Source organism: Pseudomonas sp., from assembly GCF_030150285.1.
Classification (GTDB): Bacteria; Pseudomonadota; Gammaproteobacteria; order Pseudomonadales; family Pseudomonadaceae; genus Aquipseudomonas.
Genome location: NZ_JASLGE010000079.1, coordinates 1 through 19,551, shown reverse-complemented (window position 1 = coordinate 19,551; position 19,551 = coordinate 1). Strand labels below are relative to the sequence as shown.

Sequence of the window (19,551 nt, the reverse complement as noted above, 5' to 3'; positions counted from 1 at the left end):
TAGCGTTGACGGATTGAATCGCGAGTCCGGTAAAAATAATTTCAATCACGAGGGGCCAGCGCCGCCAGCCCCTTCGCGGGTCAATACAGCAGCGTCACACCTGCCAATTGCGTGATGCGCAAGTGCCGTTCCGCGGCCAGGGCGCGAATGGCTTCATCGAGGTTATCCAGGTGGAACAGACCACTGACAGGCGTTCCACCGTGTTGGCCGTCCAGCAGCTTAAGCACGCCCGGGCGGAAGTCCGCAAAGCGTTCCAACACCTGCGCCAGCGGCACATTGCGGAAAATCAGCACGCCCTGCGCCCAGTCCGCGCGCTGCGTCGGGTCATCATCAAGTGCCACAATGCCCTGGCCGCGCTGATAGCGGGCGGCCTGGCCTTCATTCAGGTTCAGCGCGCTTGGCGGCTGTTGCAGGCTGACTTGCACACGGTGTTGAAGCACTCCAACCCAGGCACTGTCGCGGCTCTGTCGCTGCACCAAAAAACGCGTCCCCAGCGCCTGGGTTCGCCCGCCGGCGGCCTCGACAACAAAAGCCCGCTGCTCTTGGCCCAAACGCGGTGCCGGACTGAATAACGCCTCCCCTTTCACCAGGCGCACACGCCGCTCGCGCCCGTCGTAATCCACGCTTAACGCACTGCGCGAACCGAGCAGCACCTGGCTGCCATCTTCAAGGGTCAGTTGGCGTAACTCGCCAGCACCGGTGCGGTAATCCGCCCAATAAGGGGACAGGGTTTCACGGCTATTCACGCCCAGCAGCACAACCAGCAACAACCCGGCAACGCCTGCCCATCGCACCGGCATACGCGGTTCCCACACAAACAACCCGCGCAAGAAACGCCGCACACGGGTCGCACGTGCCACCGGCACCGGTGCCGCGAACAACGGCGCATCGCGCAGGGAGTCGCTGATGTCCCAGAGCATCAGCGCATCGGCCAGCGCATCCGCATGAGCCGGGTCGGCCTCCACCCAGCGGTCCAGGTCGTCCAGTTGTTGCGCATCCAGGTGCTCCAGGTGCTGGCGCACAGCCCAGTCGGCGGCCTGCTGACGGATTCGCTCAGCAGTGGCGTCAGACGTCATCACGGGATGTTCTCTTTTTCTGGCAGATAAGAGCTATGACGGGCGACGCCGCCATAGCCGGTAAATAAATACACAAACCGCACAAAGCCTTCATCCTTGGGGCCCCATCTTTTGCGCGATAAAGCTTATGGCCATCGCCAGATGCTTCTGCACGGAACTGGTGGAGATGGCCAAGTGATCGGCGGCCTGTTGATAACTCATGCCTTCGAAGCGGCATAACTGGAAGACTTGGCGCGTGCGCAGCGGCAGCGCTTCGAGCGCATGCAACACGCGCTGCAGGCTTTGCTGTGCCTCAGCTTGCAAGTCCGGGCCGGGCAGCGGGTCCACCACCTCATGCAGGGCTTCTACGGCGACGCTGTCGGTGCGCGCCTGTTGATGGCTGCGTCGATGGTCGATGACCAGCCGGTTGGCCATCGTAAACAGGTACGCCAAAGGCGCTTGCAAGTGTTCCTCGCTCTGGCGGGTGGCCAAGCGGGCAAAACACTCTTGAGTAAGGTCTTCAGCCAACTCGGGCTGGCGGGTTTTCAGCAACAGGTAACGCCGCAGACGCGGTGCAAACTCGGCATACCAGCGCTCCAGATCGGGTTCAGAGGCCATGATGCCTGCGCTACGTCGGTCAAATAAGGTTGATATTCTTTATCATTTACAGGCATAGAGGCAAGCTGCCATCGTTCGCGCCTTCACGGGATGAGGATCGCCACCTCACAAAAACCTCACGGCCCGCCAGCCGGTCTTGCCTTGCTTGTTGGTTCGTCGCACCGCGAGGCATTTCACCTCTTCGGGTTGCCCCACCACAAACCGTTGGGCCAGGGCGGGTGGCACGAACACATCGTCCTTGTCCCGACGAATAAACGCGAAGTCTTTGCCTTCCTGGCGCTGCACCGTGCCGTAAACGATTTCGCACAACCCTGGCAACGCACGCAGTTGCGCCGGCCGCCAAGCCAGTGGCGGGCCGCCTGCCTCAATGCGACCGACTTCAACGATGCTGCCCGGGGGCAACGGCGCGACGTCAGGGAACGTGTGATGCGAGAGGCCAACGCCGCTGTCGGCATCAATGGCCACATAGCTCAGCGCCCGGTCACTGTTGATATGGTCGATGACACCTGCCGAGTAAATCAGGCTTGTTCGACCCAAGTCTTGCAGCAAGGTCTGGATGGCGGCAGAGACGTCCGGCAAGGGCTGCTGGCGATGGCTGGCAATCGCTTGTTGATAACCGTCGCAGGCAATCAGTTGCTGGAGCGCCTGAGGCACTTTGGCACCTTGTTGTTCCCGGTAACGAACCGCCAGCTCCGTTTGCAAGGCCGCTTCGTTGATGCGCCCGGCCAGCACGAGGCGCTGCGCCAGGTGGATACGCACCTTGGCGACCTCTTGCTCATCCTTCGCTTGTCGAGCGGCATGGATGTAGCACGTGAGCGCATCGTCGGGCTGTGACTCCTCAAGAATGTCCCCCAACAAAGCCCAAGGCCAGACCGCACGGGACTGACGCCGTAGCACGGGGAGCAAGCGCCGCGTCGCGAGCTCGCGTTCACCGCGGGCCAGGTGCAGTTTGCTCTGGTAATAGTTCAGCCATTGGTCCTGAGGGTCATCTTTGAGCGCCTGCTCCAGCACGGTCTGCCCCCACTCGCTCAACGGCAGGGGTAATCGGTTGTTGATCACACCCACGGCCGTTTCCCGGCAGATGGCGCGTATAAAGCGCTTCTGAAGACTGTCCAGGGTCTTGCCTTGGTCGTTGATAAAGGCTTTTTTGTCCTCTTCGCTGAAGTCCTCGGTACCCGCCCAGCGGGCGAATTCCATGAACCCCGACCAGTCCTTGGAGACCTTCCCAGCCAAGCGCAGCAGCTGTGAAAAAGCACTGTCGGCGCGCAGCGCATCCGCCATCGAAGCAAACTCGCGCAGATAGGGCGTCAACTGATCCGAGAGCGCCAACCCCATCAATTGTTTGGCCTCAAAGCGCTCTACCAGCACTTTTACATGGTCGTAAAGCACCCAGGCGTACGCCCGCAGAAACCAGACGTCAGCCTTGTTTTGAGGGTAGCCTGCACGCGCCAGGGCCAACGCTTGCGCAAACTGTTGTTGCTTGCGCAGCGCAAAAATCTCACTCGAACTCACGTTCAACCCCTTGTGTGTTCATCTGCTGCTGCACCTCGTCGTAAAGCCCGAGGCTGCTGCCCGACCCGCCGACTTCCTGAGCCGCTGTCCAGCAAAAGGCGCCGTCGTAGGTAAAGTCGATAGCGCCTTGGCGCGCAGCATCGGCGAACGTCACGCGCAAGCGATAAGGCATGGCTTTGTGCCCCGTTCGCTGGATCAACGACCCTGTTAAAGCCGTGTCCAGCCGCGCCAAAAATTCATCGATAAAGGGCTCAGCCAGGTGGCTGCCCGACGCGGGTTTGAGCTGCGGTATGACAGCCAGCGCCGCCTCGCCCAACGCCGTATCCGACAGGCCGCCGGGGACCACCGTGGCGCGCCCCATGGTGTGTTTTTTGTCGTAGTAATACTGCACGGTGGCCCGTTTTCCTTCGCATACCAAGGTGTAGCGCTCGCAATATTGCAGGTGCTGCAAATGCTCGACGGTGATGCCCAGCACCTGCCACGCATCACGCAGTTGACGATGCGTGGTCAGCAGGGGCGCGGTGGCCGCCGAGAAGGCCAGGCGCTGCCAGTCCGGGTCCGCGCTTGGGTCTGGCGAGTCCGCCGGGCCGGTGGCCACGGGCAACGCTGCCCACGCCATGTCACTGACCTCGGTGAACGTGGGCGCATTGATGATCACCAGCGTGTGCATCGCTCGGGTGATCGCGGTATACGCCCAACGGAAAAACGACGCGTTGCGCGTGCCCGCACTGGAGGCAAAATCCACCATGACGGTGTCCCACTCACCGCCCTGCGCCTTGTGACACGTCAACGCATAACCATATTTGATATGAAGCGCATTGACGTAGGGGTCGTGACGGATAGCGTGACTAAAGTCTGCCGAGCGAGGCGTCAACGACGGGTGGCGCTTGAGAAAATCCACCAGCAGGCCACGTTGCTCCAGTGGCGTTAATTCGCGATGCGGCGAGTCGAGCAGGTTTTCCAGAACCCGGCAGTGCTTTTTAACAATGCCGCCACCGCCCTCGCGGTAAGCCACTTGAATAAGGCGAAAACTCAACTCAACGTAATGGCCTCCTTTGAGTGCCACGGCCACCCGCTCGGGCGCTGCAGCCACCTCGGAGACTTTAACCAGGTCGCCATTGGTCAGGCCATAAAGCACCGAATTGCGATTGATCAACAGCGTATCGCCCACCTGCAACGGCCGTTGCGGATCCCCCCACAGGCGCTCGCGAAGGCTGCGGTTGTAGTCCAGCGCCATCGCATTTGAGTGCACGACCGTGACCATGGATTCCTTACGGCGTAACCCGTCAACCATGAGGTCCAGCGCACGGGCCGTATCAACCTGACGAATCGATTGCTGATCGGGTTTCAGGGCAAACGTATTAAAGCCCTGTGTCTCAATGGCCATGCGAAGCTCGGTCGCACGCTCAAGAATGGCGCTGCCTTGCGCCTGGCGCATCACCGTGGTCAAGTCGTAAGCCCCCACGCGCAGCCCGAAGGTTTGGCGCAAGTAAAGCTCGGACAAGGCCGGCGAAATTTTTTCGCCCACAGGCGCAAGCTGGGCCGGGTCGCCCACAAACAGCAGTTTGGTGAGGCCAGCCCCCGTTCGGCCCGGGCGGGCAGCGCGGGCATAGGTCACGATATCGTGGAGCAGCCTGCCAGAGCCGAACTGTACAAAATCACCCCGGCTTTCGTTGTCACCCACCATGGATGATTCATCAATCACAAAAAGAGAAACCGACGCTTCACTCTCATTGAGCGGGAAAATCATTCGCACGCCAGGGTCATTGGCGGTCTCGGCCTGTTCGTTGACCTCCACATGGGCCAACGTATAAATCGCCGAATGAACCGTCGACCCGCGAAATCCTGTCAGGCCGGTGATATGGCCAATTTTGTTTCCCAGGATCCGGGCCGCGCGCCCGGTCGGGGCCAATAGCGCGCACGACAGGCTCATCTGCTCAAGCGCCTGAACCAATGCCGCGATAAGCGTGGTTTTGCCCGTGCCCGCATACCCGCGCAACACGAAGGCGTCCAGGGCGTCATTGCGCATAAACGCCGTGATGGCCGCGAGCGCACCGGCTTGTTCCGGGTTGAGTTGCAGTCCCATAGAACCTTGTCCCTTCCTTGGCACGCTCACGATGAGCCGAATCGCCACGCCTGATTGTCGTTAAAGTCTTTCCGGGCATATTGCCATTATTTGGCCACTTATCGCTCCCCTCCGCGACATAAACGGCGCAATCCTCGCTGGCACATTGCACCCACGCACGCAATCATGAATGATATGGCTTCTCATTCACATTGATATGCCCGCCGAGCCCTTCATGCCCTCGCCCTCTCCATCACGCCTGTTGGCCAGCTTTCAGGAGCATTACGACGATGTGTTGTCGTTCCTGACACGCCGCCTGCGCGATCGTCACCGGGCGGCAGATGTGGCGCAGGACACCTGGATCAAGCTGGCGAAGATCGACCAGAACGCCGTCACGGTGCTGAACGATCGGCACTTTATTTTCAAGGTGGCGGGCAATCTGGCCATTGATGCGCTGCGGGTCGATCAGCGCCAGACCCGCAACCTGAGCACCGAACCGCCCTCGCTGGAGCTTGCTGACCCCGGGCTGGCTCCTGAAGGGCTGTTGCTGGCCACAGAGCGGCTGGGCATTCTGGATGACGCGTTGCAACAGTTATCGCCCAATGCGCGCCAGGCCTTGTTGCTCAGCCGCATCGACGGCATGACGCAGGCCCAGATCGCGGCCGAACTGGGCGTGTCCCCCAGTATGGTGGCAAAATACATCGGCCAGGCGTTGCGCCACTGCCGTGACTGGCTCAAACACAACCATGCCTGAGCCTGCCGTGATACCGACGACCCCTTCCTGCGACACGCTCGACGACCAAGCCATTGATTGGCAGACGCTGCTGCACTCCGGTGAAGCCACTGCCCGCCAGCGCCTGGACTATGTGCGCTGGCAGCAATTGAGCCCGGCGCACAAAGCCGCCGCTCAAGAAGCGGAAGCGTTATGGGCTGATATAGGCCTGACCGCGAGCGCCAGCCAACACCGCGCGCGGCCCCGCCGTCGCCTCTACCGCTGGGCCAGCGGGTTGGCGGCGGGCCTGGTGCTGGCAGTGCTCGGCTACAGCAGCCCCGAGATCATTGCAGGCTGGTCGGACACCCACCACACCCATGTCGGTCAGCGCCAGCAATGGCTGTTGAGCGATGGCACGCGGGTCACGCTCAACAGTGCGACGGCGTTAACCGTGAATTTCACGGGCAATCAACGCCGCGTGTCGTTGCGCAAGGGTGAGGCGTTGTTTGAACTGGCCGAAGACCCGTCGCGGCCTTTTGTGGTTGAAGCCGGCCACGAGCACGTGCAGGCCCGCAACGGCACTTTCAGTGTGCGCCGCGAGGCCGACCAGACGCGCGTACTCGTCGCCGCCGGCACGGCACAGGTGCAGCACCAGACACACACCGTTGAACTTCAGCCCAATCAGTTGGCCGTGTACCGCCACGACCAGCCCGCCCCTGAGCGCCAGTACGTGGATGCCCATGCATACACGGCCTGGCAACGCGGCAAGCTGATTTTCAATCGCAAACCGCTACAAGACGTGCTGACCGAACTGGAACGCTACCAGTACGCCCGGATCGTGCTGCCGAACACCCAACTTGGGGCACTGCAGATCAGCGGCGTTTTTGATCTCAACGACCCGCAAAACGTGCTGCACACTTTGGAGCAGCGTTACGGCCTGAACATCACCTATTTGCCGTTTGTGGCGTGGGTGCGCTGAAAATAATTTCACCCGGGCACTGCAAGATCCTGTCGGGCATATCGTCGTAGTAAGACCAGGAACGTATCCGTTCCGATGAGCGATATAAAAAACCGAACAAGGATCAAAGACGCAATGGTCGAGCACGTCAAAAAGTCGCGCAGCGCACCCCTCAACGAGCAGCGAGTGCGCCAGGTTCTGGTGGCCACAACCTTGCTGGTCAGCCTGGGCGGCTCGCTGCACGCCGCCGCGCAAACCGCCGCCGCAGGCCCGGCGGCGGCCACGTTAAGCGCCCGCCAAGTCACGCTGAACGTCGCGCCCCAGGAACTCGATCAAGCCCTCACTCAATTTGCCGACCAAGCGGATGTGCGCTTGCTGTTCACCTCGGCCGAAGTGGCCGGGTTGCACAGTAAGGGGCTGCAAGGGCAGATGAGCATTGAGCAGGCACTGCACGCGCTGCTGGCCGGCAGTGAGTTGAGCTGGCACTTCAGTGATGCGCGCACGGTGATTGTGCGCAAGCCTGAAACCGCTGCGCAAAGCCTGCAGCTCAAGGCACTGCAAGTGAGCGTCGGTGCCCGTACCAGCACCGCCATCAGCGAGATTCCCGGCACCGTCTGGGTGGTTGACCAGGTGCAGTTGCAAGAGCAACTGGACACCGGCGTCACGCTCAAGGAAGCCATCGGCAAGCTGGTGCCGGGCCTGGATCTGGCCCCCGAGGGCCGCAGTAATTACGGCCAGAACATGCGCGGGCGCAATGTGCTGGTGATGATCGATGGCGTCAGCCAAAACAGTTCACGCGGCCTGTCGCGCCAGTTCGACAGCATCTCGCCGTTCAACGTGGAGCGCGTAGAAGTGCTCTCCGGTGCCAGCGCGCTGTATGGCGGCGGGGCCACGGGCGGCATCATCAATATCGTGACCAAAAAGGGCACGCCCGGCCCTGCACAATTTGAGACCGAGCTGTCGGCCACCAGCGGCTTCAATAACAGCGATGACCTGTCGAGCCGCCTTTCGCAATCGGTCAGCGGCGGCACCGAGCGCGTCTATGGGCGCCTGGGGATTTCCGGCGAGCAGAACGAAGCCTTCTACGACGGCAAAGGCGACCAGGTGTTTATCGATAACACCCAGACCGACTTGCAGTACAACCGCACGCTGGACCTGATGGGCAGCCTGGCGATCAAACTCGACGACGTTCAAGACCTTGACCTGCTGGCGCAGTATTACGACTCGGGCAACAACGGCAACGTCGGCCTTTACTTCCCTAACCTGCACGACAAAGCCCCCTCCAACCTGGAAGACGCCGAAATCCGCAGCGGCTATGACACCGACCTGGAGCCACGCTCCAAGCGTTTGCTGTTCAACGCTAACTATCACCACAGTGACCTGCTGGGCCAGGACTTCTATTTGCAGGGCTCATACCGTAAGGAAGACAACAACTTCTACCCGTTCCCGTACTACAACACCGGTAAGCCGCAAGGCTCAAAGGGCGTGTACTTCGCGGCCTCGCAGCAAAACTTTGAAGTCACCAGCCTCAAGGCGCTGTTTGCCAAACAGTGGGACAGCCTGAAGCTGACCTATGGCGTGGACCTTGACCGCGAGCGCTTCAACGCTGAACAGAGCGTGTTCAATTCGGCCATTTCCTCCGAAACCGGTGGCCTTGACCTGGTGACCCAAAGCAAAGCGCCGCGTTACCCCAGTTACCGCGTAGACGGGCGTTCGGTGTATGCGCAGGTCGACTGGAAGCTCACCGACGCATTGACCGTGTCGGGCGGTGCCCGGCGCCAGCAAATGGACGTGGATGTCGGCGTGTTCAAAGGCATTGCGGGCGGCAGCAACGATTACGCAGTCAACCTGTTCAACCTGGGCACTATCTACGACTTCAAGAACGGCCATCAAACCTGGATCAACTACAGCGAAGGTTTCGACCTGCCCGACCCGGCCAAGTATTACGGCAAAGCGGGTCTGAGCGTTAAAGACAACCCGCTGGCCGGTATCAAGAGCCGTCAGGTGGAAACAGGCTGGCGTTTTGCCGATGTGGATTGGGACGCGCAAGCGGCGATTTACTACATCTGGTCAGACAAGGTCATCACCACAGACGCCGCCACACTGACCATTGATGTCACCGACAAGAAGAGCCGCGACTTCGGTTTCGAGGGCGCATTGACCCGGCACTTCAACAACGGCTGGGAGGCGGGCGGCACGTTGCACCTGGTGCGCTCGGAAGAGGAAGACGCCAGCGGTGACTGGATGAAGCGCGACGCACGTTACGCATCGCTGTCCAAGTCCACGGCCTTTGTGGGCTGGCAGGGAGACGGCCGCAATGTGCGGCTGCAAGGCAACCACGCCTTTACGTTGAAGGACGACGCCGATCACGAGATCAGCGGTTACACCACGTTCGATATGATGGGCAGCCAGGAGACGGAATTTGGCACGTTCAGTGCCGGTATCCAGAACCTGCTGAACAAGGAATACAGCACGGTGTGGGGCCAGCGCGCCGCGTTGTTCTATTCGCCGACCTACGGCCCGCAATACTTGTATGACTACCAGGGCCGTGGCCGCACGTACACCCTGACCTGGTCGTTGGCCTACTGAGTGCCAGGTGCTCGCCCAGGCCCTCGTGAGGCAGGGTGCGGGGTGTTTCCACACCCCTCACCCGCGCACAAACGAGCGCTTTGGCGGCGGGCTGCCTTACTGACCGCCCAGCCCCAAGCGAAGCACCATCGCGTTAATGAACGCTTCCAAGGGCATGACCTGACCGTTCAGGTCTACTTTGCCAGCGGCGTAGTTCAACGACGCCACGATGTTATCGCCGTCCACTTTGGCCAGGCCGGTTTGCACCGCCATCATGCCCACCATTTCGCTATTCATGCTGGCCACTTGAGCAATGGCCTGCGGATCGGTCTCACCGTCCAACTGCGCTTGTACCGCCGTGAGGTCGGCAATCATCGGCTTGGACAGGGTGAGCTTGGCGTCCAGCGAGGTCACCAGTTGCTGCACCAGTTCAAGGGGCGGTTGCACAAACGAGGCGGGGTTGGCCAGGTTCGCGCTCAGGCTGAACTGACTTTCACCGTTCGCGGTTTTCAGGCTGAGCTTCTCGACCGCCAGTTGGGGTTTGGGAGCCAGCAGTTTTTCAACATCGGCCTGAATCAGGGCTTGCTCTGCCTCGGTGAACGGCGTTTGCGGCAGCGTGTCATCCACTTGTGACTGCAGTTTGGTCTGATACACCTGCATCAACGATTGCATGGCCGGGATGTCCAGATGGCTGGCGGTCATGACCAACTGCGCACTGCCTACAGGTTTGCCATCCAGCGCGATCTCACCGAGGGTGTAGGCCAGCCGGCCGGACAACAGGTTTTCTTTGGCCGACGCCGAGCCTGTGTACTCGAATTGCTTAACGTTGATGACCGACTGACGCGCGCCATAAGTCATTTGGCCGTCCGTCAGCGACATGACGTTCTGACCCAGGTAAAAACCATACGAGCTTTTGTTCAGGTCACTGGCCACCGTCAGGCCGTTCAGCTCGATCTGCACCGGCGGCTTGTCGAGGCTGGCCGCGTGAATCTTGAGGTGATCCATGTAGCCACGGCCCTTGAGGTGTTGCCCGTCGGCATCGCTCTGGCCTTCCATCGTCATGCCTGAAAAGCTAAGGGTGGAGTGTTCGTCCAGTTGCATATCCAGCGGTAGCAACTGCAGGTGGCCTTCAACCGCACGGTTGTAATCCACGGTCAGTTGACCTTGAAGCGGAGCCTGGTCTTTGGCCGCAGCAAACCATTTCTCAGTGAACGGGGTTTTCTCCAGCGCATAGTTGCTGGTCGCCATGACCGGCATCCATTTGAAGGTTTTGATACGCGACCACGGCAATGGCCCATGCTCGATGTTGTCGACGAACAACAACGTCAGCGGCTCGTCGCTCTCAGCGCTGTCATCCTGAATGTTCAGACGATACTGCGCGGTGCTGCTGTACAGGTGACGGTCAAAAGAAACCAGTTCAAGCGTGGCCTGGGTCGTGGAACCCTCCAGCTGAGACGCCAACTCCAGGTTGGCCTGCTCCAGCGAGGTTTTAATCACTCCTTCCAGCTTGGTGCCGGTGTACCAGGCACCTGCCGTGTTCAGAGCCCCTGCAAGTACAACTATCCCGACCAGCACACCTAATGGCTTATTCATCTATTAACCTGTTCAATGTCCGTTGTGTTGAAAGTAATAAAAGTCTTTGCCTGGCCCGTCTTGGGCCGAAAAGTGGCAGCAGCCTATCACTGGCGGCTGCATGGACGCTGTTTTTCAGTGGCACTGCGCAAAGCGGTGAAAGGGGATGAGTACTAGCCCCTGTCGTTGATCTGATGCTCAAAGTGCCTGCGGCCGGGGCTTTATCCGAACACCGGCACCGCAAAGCCCCCTTGACTATAGATTTACCCTACTGCAGTTAAAGAAAAAACTGCGCCATTACCTCGATGAAAAAGCCGAAAACGCCCGTGCTTTAAGGCGTCAGGGTGTTGCCGGGGCCGCTGCCCGCGCGCTTTCCCAACCGCCCCCGAGCGCCAGAAACAGGTCGATCTGACTCATGGCAACCTGAGTGTTAGCCGCGGACAATTGCGCGCGCATGTCCGTGTAGGTGCGGGTGGCTTGAAGGTCGGCCAGGAACGAGTCACGGCCTGCCATAAAGAACTGGTGCGTCTGTTCGGCGGCCGTTTTGGCCGATGCCTCGGCCTCGGCCAGCGCATCACGACGTTGCAGCAGCGCGGTGTATTGCACCAGGCTGGTCTGGGTTTCACGGATAGCGTTCAACACCACCCCGTCGAACGTGGCCAGCGCGCCTTGAGTGGCCGCTTCCGCTTCGCGAATGCGGGCTCGTGAGCCATTGGTAGGAATGGTCCAGCTCAGCAGTGGGCCAAAGCCCCAGCGATTCGCGGGTGCGGTGCCAAGGTTTTCCACCAGCCCGACGGTACCAATGCTCGCACCGATGCTGATGTCCGGGTACAGCGCACCGGTGGCGACGCCGATTTCTGCGGTCGCGGCGGCCAGATGACGCTCGGCCTGACGCACATCCGGGCGGCGCTTGAGCAGGGTGGCACCGTCCCCTACAGGCAGCAGTTGAGCGATATGCGGCAGTTCGGCACACGTCGCAACGCTGGCCGGCAGTTGATCCAGTGGCTTGGCCAGCAGCATCGATAACCGGAACATTCCGGCCTGGCGCAGCGCTTCGTAACGCGGCAGCTCGGCGCGCAACGACTTGAATTGGGTCTGAGAGCGCGTGACCTCCGTCTCATCGCCGCGCCCCGCGTCGCGCAGGCGTTGGGTCAGAGCGGTGCTTTGCCCCTGAAGTTGCAGGGACTCGTTGGCGATATGGTGCTCTTCGTTAGCCGCACACACTTGGGTATAGGCGCGTACAACATCGGCCACCAAGGTGATGCGCGCCGTGTCAGCGGCCGCCTGGGTGGCATCCGCGTTGGCCTGCGCCGCCTCGATGCCGCGCTGCAACGTGCCCCACAAATCAAATTGGTAAGAGGTGCTGATGCCCAAGTCGCCGACGTTGGCCACCGGCACCTTGTCGGCCAGCAGAAAGGCTTCGCCAGACTCTTGCAGGCGTTGGGCACCCGCCTTCACCGAACCACTCCAGCCACCCGCCGATTGAGCCTGATCAACCCGCGCGCGTGCCCGCGACAGGTTGGCTGCCGCTACTCGCAGGTCGGTGTTGGAGGCCAGGGCCTGCCGCACCAACGCGTCGAGGGTCGGGTCTTGATACAGCCGCCACCAATCGGCAGGCACGGGAGCCGACACTACATTGCTCCCCTCGCCCGCGAATGCGCCCTGCAAGTCAGGGCGTTGCAGGGCTGCGTCCTTGGGCACGTGATAATTGGGCCCGACCAGTTGGCAACCCGACAACAACAGGCCTAGCCCAACCGCCGCCAGGTGGAGCGCTTTCATCGTGCGTTCTCCTGGGCAGGCTTGGCCTTGGGCGCGTCCTCGATAATGGAAACGGTCGCGGTACGGCCCGCGATCATGCGGAAATCTTCGGGCACATCATCAAACACGATCCGCACCGGGATCCGCTGCGCCAGCCGTACCCAACTGAACGCCGGGTTGACGTTGGGCAACAGGTTCTGGCCGCTGGTACGGTCGCGGTCTTCGATACCCGCCACGATGCTTTGAACGTGGCCGCGCAACCGCGCGTTGTCGCCGACGACTCGAATATCGACGCGCTGGCCGACATGGATGCCGTCGAGCTTGGTTTCTTCGAAGTAGCCGTCGATATGGAAAGAGGTGCTGTCGACAATCGACAACACCGGTCGACCCGCCGTCACAAATTCATTGACCCGTGGCGCTCGGTCGTTGACATAGCCTTCGACGGGGCTGCGTACCACGGTGCGGTCCAGGTTGAGCTGGGCACTGTCCACCGCCACTTGCGCTTCGGTCAGTGCCGCCTGGGCTCGCATTTCGCGCGATTGGCTCTCTTCCAATTGCTCACGGGCCACAAGGTTGCCCAAACCACGGTTACGGCGGCTTTCACGCTGGGCCTGAGCCAAGGTTTCCTTACGGTCGGCAACCGTTGCCTGAGCTTGGCGCAGCGCCAGTTTGAAACGCTCCTGGTCGATGACAAACAACACCTGATCGCGCGCGACCTGCTGGTTGTCACGCACCTCTACTTGTTTGATCAGGCCCGACACATCGGGGGCAATTTGCACCACATCGGCACGAATGTGGCCGTCCCGCGTCCAGGGCGCAAACATGTAATACATGGTCATGCGCCACACCACGATGCAGGCAAACGTCACCACCAACAGGGTGAGTACGACACGGCCCAGAGTCACTAAAGGTTTTTTCATGTCATGAGGTATCGACTGAACGAATCCACAACGCCGAGTAGCAAAGCGTAGAGACCGACGTTGAACAAAGCCCGGTGCCAGACCAGACGGTAAAAGTGCACCCGCGTGAGGACCGCGTGAACCACCAAAAAAAGTAAGTACGTGATGCCCATCAATACCAGGAGCGTGGGCAGGAACACGCCGCTGATATCTACGTCACCGATCATAGCGGCGCTCCATCAATGCCTTGAGTACCGGGGTGCGGCAGATCGCTGGCGTCCACAATAAACTCAACCCCGGGCAACACGGCCAGCCGCAAACCGCTCAGGGCGTGCAGCAAGTGAACCCGCGCTTCGCTCTCATCCTGCAAGTCGCGGGCATTCAGCGCCCGACGGGTGCGCTCCATCGTCATCTGTAGACCGTTGGGCATGGGCAGCCGCTCACCCGCCATCAGGCACGCACGAAAGTAGTCCCCGACATCGCTTACGACCTGCCCCAGCAGCGCGTGAGCCTCACCCTTGACCCGAGGCGTGTAGGCCAGCAGGTCGAGCAGGTTGAGCGCCACACGCAAGTCGCGCAGGGCCACGCCCGTGTCTTGGCCGGTCTGAGCCAGACGCGGCAAATGCTGCATCAGGCGGTCCAGCATTTGCGCGCCCATGTGCCGGTGTTCGGCCAGGGTCGCGGGTTTGGTCAAGCTGACGATGTCGCGCCAACTGAAGCGCGTTAACCGTTTGGCTGCCAACTCGGCCCCGAACGGGCGGGCAATCAGGGTCCAGACGAAGGCAAACAGCAGCCCGACGGGGCCCGCGAGGTTAGCGTTCATAAACAACAGGAAGTCGGCGTCGTAGGCCCCCTGGATGCTGATAAACGACGCAGTGTTGACGATGGTCAGCAAGGTGCCCAAGTAAAAGCGCGGCTGCACGGTCAACGTACCCACACAGATGAACGGCACCGCAAACGCCAGCACCAGCATCGGAAAGTCATGCAGGTTGGGCAGGATCACAAACAGGTACACGCTGGCGAACACCACCGACAGCGAAGTCCAGAAAAAGAACCGGTAAATCTGCGGGGCTGGATCATCCATCGCCGCAAAGAAGCTGCAGGCCACGGCGGCCAGAATCACCGCGCTGGCTCCGTCGGTCCAGCCCAACAGGATCCACAATACCGACGCGACAATAATCGCGGTGACAGTGGAAAACGCCGAATACAGCATCAGGCCCCGGTCGAGAAAAGGGGTCAATCGGCCCAGACGCCAATGCCGGTAGACCGCTCGCCAAGGCTCTTCGCTGCCCGTGGCGATGGCGGTTTGCAGGCTGCGGCAGTCTTGCCACAAGTCAACCCACTCGCCCAAGCGATACAGAACGTTGGACAGCACCAGTTGGCGGCGGTCATCCAGTGCGGCGGGGGCGGGTTGCAAGGCTTCAAGTTCGCGGCGCAATGCTTGCCACTGCGGGACGGACGCACCGTCCTGGGTGTTTTCGAGCCAGGCACGTGCGTGGTCGAGCACCCCTGTCACACTGTCGAGCAATTCGGGGGCGCGGCGTTCAAGGGCGTAAAGGGCATCATCCAGCGCATCGACCACTGGCAACAAATGAATCATCCGCCCGCGCAGTTCTTTGGTATTACGCACCGTCTGCGGGTGTGCACCCTCGTGAGGTAACTGCCCGATCATCATTTCCAAGGTGTTGAACGTGGTCACCATCGAGGCGCGCAAACCGCTGGCCTTGCTTGGCTCTACATCGCGCGACAGGTAATGCTTGCTGTAGTTGGCCGCATCGGCAAACCATTTGGCGGCAGAATCGATGAACACCGGCGTCAAACGACGCGGCCAGAACATGCTGCCTACAACAGCGGCGCAGACGATGCCCAGCATGATTTCTTCGGTACGCGAGACCGCAATATCGAAGACGTTAAGCGGGTTATCCACAATCGGCAGGGCGATCATCGGCATCGTGTAACCGGCGAGCATAAACACGTAGCTATTGGCGGTGCGCAGGTGCAGCGACAGAAACAGCAAGATGCCAGTCCAGAGGGCAATGACCAACACCAGCAAGAACGGCGTTTGCACAAACATCGGCACAAAGAACACCGCTGCTGCGGCACCTATCAAGGTACCCAGCGCACGGTAGACGGCCTTGGAACTGGTCGGGCCAACGAACGGACTCGACACGATATACACCGTGGCCATGGCCCAATACGGGCGCGGCATTTCCATCAGCAAGGCAATGTACAACGCAATCATTGAGGCCGCGAAAGTTCGCACACCGTAGAACCAGTCGCGGGCCGGCGGCAGGCTGCTGAAAAAGCCGTTCAAGAGGCCGCCCCAACCGGTAATTGGCCGGCCGCTTCAAAAGCCTTGATGACGCGCAGCGCCGCCTCCTGGTCGGCCACTGACAGGTTGGCCAGCGCAGCACGACGCAGTTGCACCAGGTGCGCCTCAATCGACTGCACTAGCACGCGACCGGTATCGGTCAGGCTCAGGCTCTTGGCCCGGCGATCACTCGCGTCTTCACACCGGCGCACGTACCCCGCCTTGCACAGTTGATCGAGCAGGCGCACCAGTGACGGGCTTTCCATACCGGCAGCCTGGGCGACGGTGACTTGGCGCACGCCGTCGCCCAAGCGGCCGATAATCAGCAGAGGCATGGCGCACGCTTCGGAGATACCGTAGTTGACCAGCGTGGTTTGACAGACGCGACGCCAATGGCGAGTCGCAACCACCATGCCGGTGCTGATACTCATTTGAAGTGAATCCAGGGAGTCGGACAAAAGGCTTCACACAATGTTAGTTTGCTAACTATTTATTTTGCGTGGCGGCTTGAACGGAGTCAAGTGTCACAAATTAATTCTGCGCTTTCGCCCGCTTTTTAAACGCCGCATTCGAGAGGCTGAGTGCTCACTGCACACCCGCCAAGGGGCCGCGGTCACGGTCGCACTCGCCGGCAACACACGGCAAATATAGACGAGCCTGAGTGTCGTCAACGGTTAGATCCTGCGCTTTATGCCAACCGGTCGGAATCGGACTGAAATCGTCTGGCTGCACGCTGCTGCTGATTAGCCATATGCGTCCGGAGGTGGGTGGCAAATCGGCCAGATGGTCAACGTAGATCTTGGAACCTTGCTCGTTTACCAACGCACCGAAGCCATAATCACTCGGCCGCCCGGATGCGCCATCGGCCAGTGCGGGCGTGTAGAGCAGGGGCTGCACCCCTGTCTTGTTGTAATACACATAGCCGAAGTACCAGAACAGGTCACTGACGACGATACGATCGCCCGGCAAAAACTGTTGGTTCACATGCTCAACCAGGCGATCAAAATGATCGGCACCGTTAGCGGCATTACCGCGCAGACCCACCCACTCCGTGCCCACGAACAAGGCCAACAGGGCTATGGCGAAGGCTCGCCGATGTTCCAGCAATTGATCAACCGCCAATGCGGTAATCAATGCCAGCCCCAGGGCGGCAAACATGACATACCGCTCGATAAATAGCGGGGTCATAAATGACACGCCGTAGACCGCCAGAATCGGTAGCAAGGTATAGATCACCAGCAAGGTATGCGATTTATACGCGCAGGTATCCCGCAGCGCCATCCACCCTGCACCGGCAACCATGAACAGCGGTGCTAGCCAGAACAACGGCCGTGGCAGGTCATCACCTTCATCCTGAATGACGAACTGCCACATCATGGCGGGTAAGGAATGGGCATCTACGGGTGGCTCCCAATCAACATCCCCGCCAGCCTTGAGTTCAGTCATGTGGTGCAACAAGTCCACCAGCCCCGGGAGCCATGGCAAAAAGAGCAGCACAATGGCGACGTTGGCGATCCACCAGGCCGAGCGCTTAAGCGGCTTATCCGCACGGTTTGCACTGAGTACAAGCAGGTACAACCAATGGGCCAGCACGCAGAACGCAGTGAAATAGTGGGTATAGAACGCAGCACTCATGAGTAGCACATAGACCACCAGGTAACGATTTTTACCCGGCGACTGGACCCAATACAGCAGGGCAAGGGTAGCCGCGATCAGCCAGAACCCCAGCAGCGAGTACATCCGCACTTCCTGGCTGTAGCGTACGGCCGTCGGCAGCATGGCCAGCAGCAGCCCTGCCAGTAATGCGGCCCTGGGTGTCGCGACTAACCGCATAAGCCACATCCCCAGCCCCACGGTCGCAATACCGGGCAGCACACTCAGGGTGCGAATCGAGAATAGGCTGTCACCAAACACCGCGATCCAGCCATGCAACAGCATGAAATACAGCGGTGGGTGCACATCACGGGCCGCATGCTCCCAAATACCTGAGAGCGGGTAGCCGCTCAACACAAGACTTGAACCTTCATCGCACCAAATGGCTGAGGTGGTTGTCCCATAGAAACGCAACACCGTCGCCAGCAACATAATTGAAATTGCCCACAACACTGACGGGTGAGTGTGCCGTGACGTTGTATTGAAAGACGACTCAGGAAGGCGGAGTCCGTGTGCACTCACATCGTTACGGCTAAGTACGCCCATCCTGCACCTGTTGTTCATTAAAGCTGCGACCGGGCAACTTCGGATCCTACGATTGTGGACGTCTACGATGAAGGAAAACAGTGCATATCGCGTAGGGGCCGAAAAGATACCTGTTCACTACGATCACTTTGTACGCTGGCGCGGTAGACTATTAGTTACAAGGTTTGACAGGATTGAGGTCAATGCCTTGCGTAAATTGGATCCAAAACACCTTTAAACCTGCGCTGTAGGTGGTAGTACCAACGTGGCCGTCAAACATGATTTTTTAAACAGCATCAACGTCACCGGCCCCATACCGGCCCATTTGGCACGGGCCGTCATTGAGGAGACGCTACGCAACGCAATCCTTGATGGGCGCTTGCCTTCGGGTACAGCCATGCGTCAGCAAGCCTTGGCGATGTTGTTTGGCGTCAGCCGTATGCCCGTACGCGAAGCCCTGCGCCAACTTGAGGCTCAGGGCTTGCTGCATGTGGTGCAACACAAGGGTGCAGTGGTAGCGCCGTTGATAGAAGACGATGCACTGCAAACCTACGAGCTGCGTTTGCTGCTTGAAGCTCATGCCTTGCGCCTGTCTTTACCACTGCTAAGTGAAGACGATTATCAAGAGGCTGCAAACTGTATTGCGGCACTCGAATCCGAAACGGACTTGAGCAAGATCGGCGCATTGAATCGACAATTCCATCAGGCACTTTACGGCAAGGCACCCAACAAAAAGTTGTTGTCGATGATTGAGGCAGGGTTGGTTGAGGAAGAACGCTTTCTGCGCTTCAACGTTGACCAAATGGTCCTTGGGAAGCTGTGCCAGGATGATCACCGAGCGTTGCTGCGCCATGCCCGAGACCGGGACGTAGAAGCCTGTATCGCTGAGCTGACAGTCCATCTGCAACATGGCGCACAGGCCATTACCCAGTACCTGAAGAGCCAGAAGCCCAAACAGCCGTAAGGCTCACGCGTGCGGGCAAGCCCTGCAAGACGTAAATCTATCCCCCTCCAAAGATGCAGCTGCTCGCTCGAGCAGTTGCTGCCATCGCCTGGACGCTTGCCTGATCCACAGTGAGCGTTGTGTTCGTTGCACCGGCCTCAGGCAAACAGAAACCTTTATCCCTTCGAACTACCAACCCGCATTGTTGGCGACCGGCTTGGCTGCGCAAGACGGGATCTTCGGAAGTTTAACGAGCACTCAGTAAGGGCACGGTAAACCCATCTGTTCATCCCCGCTAAGCCCCGACATGGTGGACACCTTTTTAAGTGGACACCTTTTCTGGCCTTTTAAAGCGGATCCCCCATGCAGCCAAAACGACGCTCTTACACCAAGATTTTCAAA

15 protein-coding genes are annotated in these 19,551 nt (G+C 59.9%); 4 read left to right on the top strand and 11 right to left on the bottom strand.

The window, feature by feature from the left end:
* Positions 1–80: 80 nt before the first annotated feature.
* From Q1W15_RS18395 to Q1W15_RS18380, 4 genes are all read right to left on the bottom strand, one after another.
* On the bottom strand, positions 81–1,076 hold the full coding sequence (locus tag Q1W15_RS18395) for a FecR family protein (RefSeq protein WP_300730992.1): 996 nt from the start codon (positions 1,074–1,076) through the stop codon (positions 81–83).
* Positions 1,077–1,166: 90 nt separating this feature from the next.
* Positions 1,167–1,673: an RNA polymerase sigma factor gene (locus Q1W15_RS18390; protein ID WP_300730821.1), complete on the bottom strand. Its 507-nt coding sequence runs from the start codon at positions 1,671–1,673 to the stop codon at positions 1,167–1,169.
* Between the two features lie 105 nt (positions 1,674–1,778).
* Positions 1,779–3,185 carry a hypothetical protein gene (locus Q1W15_RS18385; RefSeq protein ID WP_300730820.1) on the bottom strand — a complete coding sequence of 469 codons (1,407 nt, stop codon included), beginning with the start codon at positions 3,183–3,185 and terminating at the stop codon, positions 1,779–1,781.
* On the bottom strand, positions 3,172–5,271 hold the full coding sequence (locus Q1W15_RS18380; protein ID WP_300730819.1) for an ATP-dependent RecD-like DNA helicase: 2,100 nt from the start codon (positions 5,269–5,271) through the stop codon (positions 3,172–3,174). Before Q1W15_RS18380 ends, Q1W15_RS18385 begins: the two co-directional genes overlap by 14 nt.
* Positions 5,272–5,485: 214 nt before the next feature.
* On the opposite strand from Q1W15_RS18380, the gene Q1W15_RS18375 reads away from it, so the two are divergent.
* The 3 genes from Q1W15_RS18375 to Q1W15_RS18365 all read left to right on the top strand — a co-directional run bounded on the left by Q1W15_RS18375 (position 5,486) and on the right by Q1W15_RS18365 (position 9,509).
* Positions 5,486–6,004, top strand: a complete 519-nt coding sequence (locus Q1W15_RS18375) for an RNA polymerase sigma factor (RefSeq protein WP_300730818.1) — start codon at positions 5,486–5,488, stop codon at positions 6,002–6,004.
* Positions 5,997–6,941 carry a FecR domain-containing protein gene (locus Q1W15_RS18370; RefSeq protein ID WP_300730817.1) on the top strand — a complete coding sequence of 315 codons (945 nt, stop codon included), beginning with the start codon at positions 5,997–5,999 and terminating at the stop codon, positions 6,939–6,941. Before Q1W15_RS18375 ends, Q1W15_RS18370 begins: the two co-directional genes overlap by 8 nt.
* 114 nt (positions 6,942–7,055) lie before the next feature.
* Entirely contained in the window at positions 7,056–9,509 is a 2,454-nt protein-coding gene (locus Q1W15_RS18365; protein ID WP_300730816.1) for a TonB-dependent receptor, read from the top strand.
* A gap of 96 nt (positions 9,510–9,605) precedes the next feature.
* Here the strand turns inward: Q1W15_RS18365 and Q1W15_RS18360 are convergent, their stop codons facing one another.
* From Q1W15_RS18360 to Q1W15_RS18330, 7 genes are all read right to left on the bottom strand, one after another.
* Positions 9,606–11,081 (bottom strand): YdgA family protein, encoded by a 1,476-nt coding sequence (locus tag Q1W15_RS18360; protein WP_300730815.1) that lies wholly within the window; start codon positions 11,079–11,081, stop codon positions 9,606–9,608.
* A gap of 318 nt (positions 11,082–11,399) precedes the next feature.
* Complete coding sequence (locus tag Q1W15_RS18355) at positions 11,400–12,839, bottom strand: efflux transporter outer membrane subunit (RefSeq protein WP_300730814.1); 1,440 nt, start codon at positions 12,837–12,839, stop codon at positions 11,400–11,402.
* Positions 12,836–13,738 (bottom strand): efflux RND transporter periplasmic adaptor subunit, encoded by a 903-nt coding sequence (locus Q1W15_RS18350; RefSeq protein ID WP_300730813.1) that lies wholly within the window; start codon positions 13,736–13,738, stop codon positions 12,836–12,838. The genes Q1W15_RS18355 and Q1W15_RS18350 overlap by 4 nt, the downstream gene beginning before the upstream one ends.
* A complete protein-coding gene (locus Q1W15_RS18345) occupies positions 13,735–13,944 on the bottom strand; it encodes a DUF1656 domain-containing protein (protein WP_300730812.1) in 210 nt (69 codons plus the stop codon). Before Q1W15_RS18345 ends, Q1W15_RS18350 begins: the two co-directional genes overlap by 4 nt.
* Complete coding sequence (locus Q1W15_RS18340) at positions 13,941–16,031, bottom strand: FUSC family protein (protein WP_300730811.1); 2,091 nt, start codon at positions 16,029–16,031, stop codon at positions 13,941–13,943. The genes Q1W15_RS18345 and Q1W15_RS18340 overlap by 4 nt, the downstream gene beginning before the upstream one ends.
* Positions 16,028–16,459 (bottom strand): MarR family transcriptional regulator, encoded by a 432-nt coding sequence (locus tag Q1W15_RS18335; protein WP_300730810.1) that lies wholly within the window; start codon positions 16,457–16,459, stop codon positions 16,028–16,030. The genes Q1W15_RS18340 and Q1W15_RS18335 overlap by 4 nt, the downstream gene beginning before the upstream one ends.
* A 154-nt stretch (positions 16,460–16,613) precedes the next feature.
* Positions 16,614–18,113, bottom strand: a complete 1,500-nt coding sequence (locus Q1W15_RS18330; RefSeq protein WP_300730809.1) for a glycosyltransferase family 39 protein — start codon at positions 18,111–18,113, stop codon at positions 16,614–16,616.
* Positions 18,114–18,471: 358 nt separating this feature from the next.
* Here Q1W15_RS18330 and Q1W15_RS18325 point away from each other — a divergent pair, with 358 nt between their 5' ends.
* Positions 18,472–19,170 carry a GntR family transcriptional regulator gene (locus tag Q1W15_RS18325; RefSeq protein ID WP_300730808.1) on the top strand — a complete coding sequence of 233 codons (699 nt, stop codon included), beginning with the start codon at positions 18,472–18,474 and terminating at the stop codon, positions 19,168–19,170.
* Positions 19,171–19,551: the final 381 nt, after the last annotated feature.

What these genes read in the sequence shown, in the direction of transcription:
- Q1W15_RS18375 (WP_300730818.1), top strand. Translation starts at nt 5,486, where the DNA reads ATGCCCTCGCCCTCTCCATCACGCCTGTTGGCCAGCTTTCAGGAGCAT.
- Q1W15_RS18390 (WP_300730821.1), bottom strand. Translation starts at nt 1,673, where the DNA reads ATGGCCTCTGAACCCGATCTGGAGCGCTGGTATGCCGAGTTTGCACCG.
- Q1W15_RS18350 (WP_300730813.1), bottom strand. Translation starts at nt 13,738, where the DNA reads ATGAAAAAACCTTTAGTGACTCTGGGCCGTGTCGTACTCACCCTGTTG.
- Q1W15_RS18330 (WP_300730809.1), bottom strand. Translation starts at nt 18,113, where the DNA reads ATGTTGCTGGCGACGGTGTTGCGTTTCTATGGGACAACCACCTCAGCC.
- Q1W15_RS18395 (WP_300730992.1), bottom strand. Translation starts at nt 1,076, where the DNA reads ATGACGTCTGACGCCACTGCTGAGCGAATCCGTCAGCAGGCCGCCGAC.
- Q1W15_RS18355 (WP_300730814.1), bottom strand. Translation starts at nt 12,839, where the DNA reads ATGAAAGCGCTCCACCTGGCGGCGGTTGGGCTAGGCCTGTTGTTGTCG.
- Q1W15_RS18335 (WP_300730810.1), bottom strand. Translation starts at nt 16,459, where the DNA reads ATGAGTATCAGCACCGGCATGGTGGTTGCGACTCGCCATTGGCGTCGC.
- Q1W15_RS18345 (WP_300730812.1), bottom strand. Translation starts at nt 13,944, where the DNA reads ATGATCGGTGACGTAGATATCAGCGGCGTGTTCCTGCCCACGCTCCTG.
- Q1W15_RS18365 (WP_300730816.1), top strand. Translation starts at nt 7,056, where the DNA reads ATGGTCGAGCACGTCAAAAAGTCGCGCAGCGCACCCCTCAACGAGCAG.
- Q1W15_RS18360 (WP_300730815.1), bottom strand. Translation starts at nt 11,081, where the DNA reads ATGAATAAGCCATTAGGTGTGCTGGTCGGGATAGTTGTACTTGCAGGG.
- Q1W15_RS18370 (WP_300730817.1), top strand. Translation starts at nt 5,997, where the DNA reads ATGCCTGAGCCTGCCGTGATACCGACGACCCCTTCCTGCGACACGCTC.
- Q1W15_RS18380 (WP_300730819.1), bottom strand. Translation starts at nt 5,271, where the DNA reads ATGGGACTGCAACTCAACCCGGAACAAGCCGGTGCGCTCGCGGCCATC.